The sequence below is a fragment of the Chelativorans xinjiangensis genome (assembly GCF_009812055.1).
Taxonomy (GTDB): Bacteria; Pseudomonadota; Alphaproteobacteria; order Rhizobiales; family Rhizobiaceae; genus Chelativorans; species Chelativorans xinjiangense.
On sequence record NZ_WQNH01000093.1, the window covers coordinates 1 to 7,147 of the forward strand.

Annotated in this window: 12 protein-coding genes; 7 read left to right on the plus strand and 5 right to left on the minus strand. The window is 62.7% G+C overall.

Annotation, left to right across the window (positions count from 1 at the left end; translation table 11 throughout):
• Window positions 1-71 precede the first annotated feature (71 nt).
• Both GM910_RS27700 and GM910_RS26445 read right to left on the minus strand, forming a co-directional pair.
• Window positions 72-200 carry a hypothetical protein gene (locus GM910_RS27700; protein ID WP_281354930.1) on the minus strand — a complete coding sequence of 43 codons (129 nt, stop codon included), beginning with the start codon at window positions 198-200 and terminating at the stop codon, window positions 72-74.
• Window positions 201-216: 16 nt separating this feature from the next.
• Entirely contained in the window at window positions 217-1,011 is a 795-nt protein-coding gene (locus GM910_RS26445) for a CPBP family glutamic-type intramembrane protease (protein ID WP_159593819.1), read from the minus strand.
• A 599-nt stretch (window positions 1,012-1,610) separates the two neighbouring features.
• Between GM910_RS26445 and GM910_RS27940 the strand changes: the two genes are divergently transcribed.
• The 3 genes from GM910_RS27940 to GM910_RS26455 all read left to right on the plus strand — a co-directional run bounded on the left by GM910_RS27940 (window position 1,611) and on the right by GM910_RS26455 (window position 3,139).
• Window positions 1,611-1,736: a CPBP family glutamic-type intramembrane protease gene (locus GM910_RS27940; RefSeq protein WP_425482737.1), complete on the plus strand. Its 126-nt coding sequence runs from the start codon at window positions 1,611-1,613 to the stop codon at window positions 1,734-1,736.
• A complete protein-coding gene (locus tag GM910_RS27045) occupies window positions 1,733-2,044 on the plus strand; it encodes a hypothetical protein (protein ID WP_201285608.1) in 312 nt (103 codons plus the stop codon). Before GM910_RS27940 ends, GM910_RS27045 begins: the two co-directional genes overlap by 4 nt.
• 108 nt (window positions 2,045-2,152) lie before the next feature.
• Window positions 2,153-3,139 (plus strand): alpha/beta fold hydrolase, encoded by a 987-nt coding sequence (locus tag GM910_RS26455; protein WP_159593821.1) that lies wholly within the window; start codon window positions 2,153-2,155, stop codon window positions 3,137-3,139.
• A 213-nt stretch (window positions 3,140-3,352) separates the two neighbouring features.
• On the opposite strand, the gene GM910_RS26460 is transcribed toward GM910_RS26455, so the two are convergent.
• Entirely contained in the window at window positions 3,353-3,937 is a 585-nt protein-coding gene (locus GM910_RS26460; RefSeq protein WP_159593823.1) for a cytochrome b/b6 domain-containing protein, read from the minus strand.
• The gene (locus tag GM910_RS26465) at window positions 3,937-4,224 is read right to left on the minus strand and encodes a PepSY domain-containing protein (RefSeq protein ID WP_159593825.1); all 288 of its coding nucleotides are present in this window, start codon (window positions 4,222-4,224) and stop codon (window positions 3,937-3,939) included. Before GM910_RS26465 ends, GM910_RS26460 begins: the two co-directional genes overlap by 1 nt.
• Window positions 4,225-4,314: 90 nt before the next feature.
• On the opposite strand from GM910_RS26465, the gene GM910_RS26470 reads away from it, so the two are divergent.
• From GM910_RS26470 to GM910_RS27945, 4 genes are read left to right on the plus strand one after another with little or no spacing between them, the layout of a single operon-like run.
• Window positions 4,315-4,683: a PepSY domain-containing protein gene (locus GM910_RS26470; RefSeq protein ID WP_159593827.1), complete on the plus strand. Its 369-nt coding sequence runs from the start codon at window positions 4,315-4,317 to the stop codon at window positions 4,681-4,683.
• Window positions 4,683-5,348 carry a response regulator transcription factor gene (locus tag GM910_RS26475; RefSeq protein ID WP_159593829.1) on the plus strand — a complete coding sequence of 222 codons (666 nt, stop codon included), beginning with the start codon at window positions 4,683-4,685 and terminating at the stop codon, window positions 5,346-5,348. Before GM910_RS26470 ends, GM910_RS26475 begins: the two co-directional genes overlap by 1 nt.
• 53 nt (window positions 5,349-5,401) lie before the next feature.
• Complete coding sequence (locus GM910_RS26480; protein ID WP_201285609.1) at window positions 5,402-6,484, plus strand: sensor histidine kinase; 1,083 nt, start codon at window positions 5,402-5,404, stop codon at window positions 6,482-6,484.
• Window positions 6,417-6,674 (plus strand): ATP-binding protein, encoded by a 258-nt coding sequence (locus GM910_RS27945; protein ID WP_425482738.1) that lies wholly within the window; start codon window positions 6,417-6,419, stop codon window positions 6,672-6,674. The genes GM910_RS26480 and GM910_RS27945 overlap by 68 nt, the downstream gene beginning before the upstream one ends.
• Here the strand turns inward: GM910_RS27945 and GM910_RS26485 are convergent.
• Complete coding sequence (locus GM910_RS26485; RefSeq protein ID WP_201285611.1) at window positions 6,667-7,059, minus strand: ferric reductase-like transmembrane domain-containing protein; 393 nt, start codon at window positions 7,057-7,059, stop codon at window positions 6,667-6,669. The genes GM910_RS27945 and GM910_RS26485 overlap by 8 nt on opposite strands.
• Window positions 7,060-7,147: the final 88 nt, after the last annotated feature.

The following is a 7,147-nucleotide window of genomic DNA, read 5'->3' on the forward strand; positions in this document are numbered from 1 at the left end:
GGCATCGTGTCCTCCATCGAATCTTTGCAAATCCGACGGAATCACAACCTACTGATATCACTCCATTCTTTTCAGGTCAGGCTCTCAGCACGCACAAGCGCCGCCCGACCCGGAATCGGTGCCGGAAACGCCGTGCGCAGCACGCCAGGTGCGGAGCCGACCGTGAAGACAACGGCGAAATAGACCGCTGCTGTGAGCACGCGCTTTATCTGACCGTCACCGAACAGTGCCTGGCTGCAGCGCTTGCGACCGGCGGACAATCAGCACGTCGGCGGCGATAAGGATGAGGAGCGAGACGATCGCTGTGGCAAGAAGCGGCACCCGCGGTGCTGCAAAACCGCCAAGCTTGTCGGCGGCGACAAGAGCCTGCACAACGCCGTAGACGCCGAGAAAATTGTGGAAGGCGATGGTCGCGTAGACATCTCGCGAGGCGAAGAAGAACGCACTCGTCAGGAGGCCCACAGCGGTGAGAAGCGCGACCATCCCGATCGTGTCGAACGGAGGGCTGTGGGCGAAGTGATAGATGCCGAAGAGCACGCTTGCAATCACCGCAGCAACCGCCGCGGAGGTCCAGCGGGAGCCGCCGAACGCGCCCTGAAGGACACCTCCGACCAGTGCCCAGCACACGAGCACCTCGGCGACGGAGACCACAAACACCTGGGCATAGGCGTTGAGGATCACCATTGGGTTCGTGGAAGGCGCTCCCTGGACGAAATAGAGGGCGAGACCCAGTGCGATGCCCACCACAATCCACGGAATCGAGGGCGAGCGCGAACCGAAACCCGTATGCTCCCGCTTCGCGCCACCGGAGGAGATCGCGAGCTTTAGCACAAGAAGCGCACCGACGATTCCAATCACCAGATTGGCGACTACGACATAGATGAGCCGGTCGGCCACGGCCTCCGGCCTCAGCAATGTGTGGATGCGCCCCTCCAGAAACCATGTTGCAGCGGTCCACACGATGTAGAGAGCAAACGCCCAGATGACGGCGTTTCGAACCTTGACCGGCATTCTGCGCCTCCTTGGCTGAGCAAGTGCCATCAATGCGTATCAACGGGTCTGCTGCCTTGCGTTGATTTCCATCAAGACCCTCGCAGACGGACACAATCCCGACGGCGCCGGGGTAGCCGGCCAGTGGACGTTCATATGCTTGAGCCATGTCAAAGGCCTCGTGGAGCGGAGCGATAGGATATCGGCAGTCAAGCCTTCGGAGCATGCCACGTCTCGGGCCATATACCGCCGCGCGGCAACCGATCCGGGTGTGAACGCCGTCACACCGTTCCTGCTGACCACCTTCGGGTTCGCCTGGGGGCTCATGGCTCTACATTGCCATACCGGAGCGGATCGAGGCGGTCTTCGGACCGGTCAGCGCCAGCCATCCCTTGTTCATCTCGGCCGTCTATGCCCCGGCCGTCGCGGCGGTGGTGCTGGTAGTCCAGTCCGGTGGTACGGCGGGCCTATGGGCGTTCCTTACGCGGCTATTGCTGTGGTGAATGCCGGCGGGCTGGTGAACCTTTCTCATTCTCGGCATTCCGACCGTTTTCTTCCTTGGCGCGGCCTTCGGCGGCACGCTGGCTGCTTGGAGGGACGCTCTGTCGGGTTTATGGACCTTGTTCGCAGCCACCGCCTTCATGCTTGTCCTGGGTCCGGTGGAGGAATTCGGCTGGCGCGGATTTGCCCTGCCGCTCTTGCAGCGAAGAATGGTGCCGGTCTGGGCCGGGTTCGTCCTCGGTTGATCTGGAGCGTCTGGCATCTGCCGACCTTCTATCTGCTGGGTCTGGTGCAGAGCGAGTGGCGCTTCATGCACTTTCTCGTCGGCTCCGTTGCCGTCAGCGTCATCCTCACGGCGATGTTCAACGTCGCCCGCGGCTCAATCCTGCTTGCCGCACTGTTCCACTTCCAGCTCAACAATCCCCTCTGGCCCGATGCGCAGCCCTGGGACATGTATCTCTTCGCCGTCGTCGGGATCAACCGCAAGCAGATGTTCAGCCGTGAAGGCGCGGTGACGAATGTGCTTCCCGGAACCAAGGCAGTGTTGCGGTAGATCAAGGTGAGCCGCGCCCGTTCACCCACACTGCGCTGCAGTCGCCACCGGCCGCAATCCTGAGGACGCAGGCCGCGGCTTCTTCTGCCCGTTCGAGGACACCATGATATGCGTGGCCTGCTCTTAGTCTTCCTCGTATTGGCTGCTGCCGCAGCGGCAATCTGGTTCCTGTTCGATCGCGACATGAGAGAACTTGAAGCTCGCCTGCGGGGGCGGAGCCAGATCGTCGAGACGTCCTTCGGGCCCATGGAATACGCCTCTGCCGGCAGCGGTCATCCGGTCCTTGCCATCCATGGCAGCGGCGGCGGCTTCGATCAGGGGCTGGAATTTATCGGCCCCTTGGCTGACCATGGTTTCCGCCTGATTGCCCCGTCGCGCTTCGGCTATCTGCGCACCCCGGCTCCTGAAGGCTTCACGCTGGAACAGCAGGCGGACGCCTATGTCGATCTGTTGGACCATCTTGGCCTCGAGAAAGTTACCGTCTTCGGCGGATCGGCGGGAGCGCTGTCTGCGTTGCAGTTCGCGATCCGGCAACCCGAGCGCTGCGTAGCGTTGGTGCTTCTCGTTCCCGCGTCCTATGCGCCCGACCGTCGGCCGAACGAATCGGCGGCCGAAAGCCGCCTCGCGGAGACTGTCATGATGACCGTCTTGCGCTCGGATTTCCTATTCTGGAGCGCCATTCGGCTTGCTCCGGATGCGATGACGCGGCTCATCCTCGCCACAGAGCCGGCTCTGGTCCACGCAGCCAATCAAGAGGAGCAGGCGCGCGTGCGCGACGTCCTCAATCACATCCTACCGGTGAGCCGCCGGGCCGAGGGTCTCTTGTTCGACTCGCGCACCGCCGGCAATCCCCCGCCGATGGAGCTAGAGAAGATCGCCTGTCCCGTGCAGGCCATCGGCGCCGAGGACGATCTTTACGGGACCGCGGCCTCCGCCCGCCATGTGGCCGCTAGCGTGCCCGACGGCAGGCTGCACATCTACCCCAAGGGCGGGCACCTCCTTGTCGGTCACGACGAAGAGGTCTGGCGGATCGTCGCGTCTTTCGTTCTGGAAGCGTTGGCCGATGAGAAAGTCGCGGGCGGCGATCCGTTATGACTGGCGGTCACCCGCCTGCCGCCCAGAGCGCCGTCGACCGGCGTGTGTATACTCGTATCCATGGAGAATAATCTATCTTGCTTGGGCCGAAGGCCATCTTTGATCGGGTGACCGGCGAGCTTCTTCGTGCCAAGCCGGCCCTCTGATCCAACGTCGCGATGAGGCCGGGGCGGAATTAGTTTCCGCTCCGGCCGTGGCGTTGCGTAATATTCGTCATTCGCGCCGTTTACGACCGGTGATCATCGCCCTCACCAAGTTCTCGCGATGCTCGATGCTGGCGATGAAGACCCCGGCCAGGTGCAGGCCCACAAGGACAACCGCGAGATTCGCCGTTACCTCGTGAGCCTCCTCGACCCATTCAACGCCCCAATAGGCATCGGTCGTCATTATCGTCCCAGTACCGGTCGCCGCGGCAAGTACGATGAGAAGTGCAATGATCATGGCACCGCCCGCGGGATTGTGGCCGAGGTAGCGTTTGGCGCGGAACCGAACCGTGTCCACGAGGAACCGGACCACCGTCGACGGCCGATAGATGAAGTCGCCGAAGCGGGCGTACCTGGTCCCTACCAATCCCCACGCGAGACGGAAAGCCAACAGTCCCAAGATGACGTAGCCAACCGTTTCATGCAGGCGCTCCAATTCATCGCCGGTGGTCCAGGCTATGACGAACGCGGCTACCAAAGACCAGTGAAACAGGCGGACCAGTGGATCCCAGACACGAACCGTCCGCCCGCTCGATCCGGCCGTCGCCGGCGGCTCGATGCCGCCGGCTTCGGCCTTCTCCTCGAAGGCGGTCATTAGTCGTCCTCCCTCTCGCGCTTGAGAGGCTCGCCGGTGACCGGATGGACATAGGTTTCGATGCGCCTGCCATCCTTGTCGATGGCGTAGACTTCGTAGGCGGCTTTTTTGGCCTTGACTTGACGGACGTCGTAGCCCTGGGACGTGAACTTCTCGGCGATCTGCGCGACCGTCAGCCACTGGTCCTGGGGAGCATCGATCTTCATCTCGTCATCCGAGGCGGATGCCGTGCCCACAATGCCAGCCAGGGCGAAAGCGATTACAGGAATGAGTAGGGATTTGCGCATTGTTGGTCTCCATTTTGGATTGTCGAGCGGCCTCTGCCGTCCGGTCGCAGGGACTGTGCCATCAGCCTCCTGACGCCATCCTGTTGATCCATGTCAGCGATCTGTCAGCTTTGCTGGAGTAATTTACCTTGCGATATGGACCTCAGGCGACGAACGATCCTTCTGACATTTGCCCTGCTGACCGCGGCAGGCGGACCTGCGCGTGCCGATGAGGACCGGAGCGATCGCCACGATCACGATCGAGCGCGGTGGGCGCGCGAACAGGGCCATGCCCGGCCGCTCGCCGAAATCCTCGACCAGGTGCGCGACCAGCTTGGCGGTGAAGTGGTTGGCGTCGAGTTCGATCGTGACGGCAGCCGCTATGTCTATGAGTTCAAGGTGATCACGTCTGCAGGCCGGCTTCGGGAAGTCTATGTGGACGCGATGACTGCCGAAATCATGAAAAGCGAGGACGACTGATGCGAATCCTGGTCGTCGAGGACGATCCCCGGATCGCGGCGGACATTGTCGCCACGCTCGGGGCGGCGGGCTATGTCGTCGAAACCGTTGGTGACGGCGAAGAGGCCTGGTTCCGTGGCGACACCGAAGACTACGACCTGATCGTGCTGGATCTCGGCCTGCCAAAGATGGATGGTCTTTCCGTCCTGAAACGATGGCGTGCGGCAGGGCGCATGACGCTGGTCCTGGTCCTGACCGCGCGCGGAGCCTGGGCCGAGCGTGTCGAAGGCATCGATGCGGGTGCCGACGACTACCTGCCGAAACCTTTTCGCATGGAAGAACTTCTCGCCCGCGTGCGCGCCCTGATCCGGCGTTCGGCAGGACTGGGCACTTCGGTGATCGAAGCGGGGCCGTTGAGCCTCGATGCACGGCAGATGCGCGTTACGAGAAACGGCGTCCCGGTCACGCTTTCGCCGCTCGAATACAGGCTTCTGGCTTATCTGATGCATCACAAGGGGCGCGTCGTGTCGCCCCCCGAACTGCTGGAGCATCTCTACGGAGATGACGATGCGCATGAAGCGAACGCGCTGGAAGCGGTGATGGCGCGCCTGCGCAAGAAGCTTGGGCAGGATTCCATCGCAACGCGGCGCGGCTTCGGCTATGCGGTCGCGCAGGGGACTGAATGACGAGGGGCTCGCTTCGCCTGAGGCTCTTGCTCGCCGGAGCGGTGTCCGTCTTGGTGGCACTTTCACTGTCATACATCGGATTGACGTTTCTGTTTGAGCGACATGTCGAACGCCGCGTCGAGGCGGAAATCCGTGTCTATCTGGATCAGGTCGTCAGCGGCCTGGACCGGAGCGACGACGGCACCCTTGTCATGGCGACATCCCCGGCAGATCCCCGCTTCTCGGAACCTTTGTCGGGTCTTTATTGGCAGCTCCAGGTCGGCAACCAGCTTCTGCGGTCGCGGTCGCTGTGGGATGCCAAGCTCGCGCTGCCGCAGGACGTGCTTGCAGACGGTGCAGTTCACCGGCACCGTATACCCGGGCCAGATGGCTCTGGGTTGCTGGCGCTCGAGCGCAGCGTAACGCTGCCAGCTCGTCTCGGCAGCGGGGCAGCGCGCGCGGCGGTCGCTCTTGATTCGCGTGAAATCTCGGCAGCGAGCCGTGCTTTCGCTGCCGACCTCCTGCCTTATCTGGCCGTGATCGCCATTCTACTGATCAGCGCCGGATACGCGCAGGTGGCCATTGGCTTGAAACCGCTTGATGCCGTCCGCAAGCAGCTTTCGCAGATCCGGCGGGGCAAAGCGCGACGGCTGGGGCAATCGTTTCCCGATGAGATCGTTCCGCTGACGCGGGAGGTGGACGCTCTGCTCGAAGCTCGCGAGACGCAGGTCGAAAAGGCCCGAGCGCGGGCCGGTGACCTCGCCCACGGATTCAAGACGCCGTTGCAAGTGCTGACCGGTGATGTCGAGCGGCTACGGGCGAAAGGCGAAGCAGAGATCGCGGACCAGGTCGAGCAGGTGGCGACCGCGATGCGACGGCATGTCGACCGAGAGCTCGCCAGAGCTCGGATGGCGATCGTCAGGCCCGATGCGCGCGCCCGGGTTTCCGACGTGGTCCAGCGGGTGTTGGCCGTCGTCGCCCGCACGCCAGCCGGAGGACGATTGGATTGGTCGGTGGATATACCCGAAGATGCAATCGCTCGAATTGATCCGGACGATCTTGCCGAAGCGCTCGGCAACCTGCTTGAAAATGCGAGCAAAGGTGTCAGTTCGGGCCCGTCGGGAGGCGGGATTCGTCATCATCACCATCACGGATGACGGCCCCGGCATTCCTGAAGAGCACCTGAAGGAGGTTCTTTTGCGCGGCGGGCGGCTCGACCGATCAGGAGGCGGTGCCGGCCTCGGTCTGGCTATCGTTGGCGACGTCGCGGATGTCTGGGGGGGCCGCTTCAATATTCGCACGAAAGCTGATGGGCTCGAAGCCGAGTTCGCGGTGCCTTTCAGCTAAGCTGCTCGCCGACTTCACGGCGCACGGAGGAATCCGCCTTCCCGAAACCCGCCGGTCCGCAGAACCAGATGCTGGCCTCGTGCCACTCCGGCACGGCGGTCCGGATGCATTCACTCGTCAGGGGGCCGTCTCTGGAGTCGACCAGGATGTGCATGCGGATGTTCGCGGCTTCCGCGTCCGCCTTCTGCTTGGCGAAGGCCTTCTCGTCATAATCGGCCGTCGTGTGGAACAGATCGATCAACGGACGAGACTGATCCGGATGTGCGCGCTGCTCCTGCGCCAGATGCTTCATGCCCGCGATGAACGGCGTGATGCCGATGCCGTCGCCGATCCAAACCTGCCGTGTTCTCCGTTGTCGAAATCGAAACAGCCATATGGCCGTCATGGCACGTCGTCCTCGCCAGACAAGCCTCCTTCATCCTCCCACGCAGAAATCCGTTTTGACATCTCTGCATCGAAGCGAAGCCTTACGC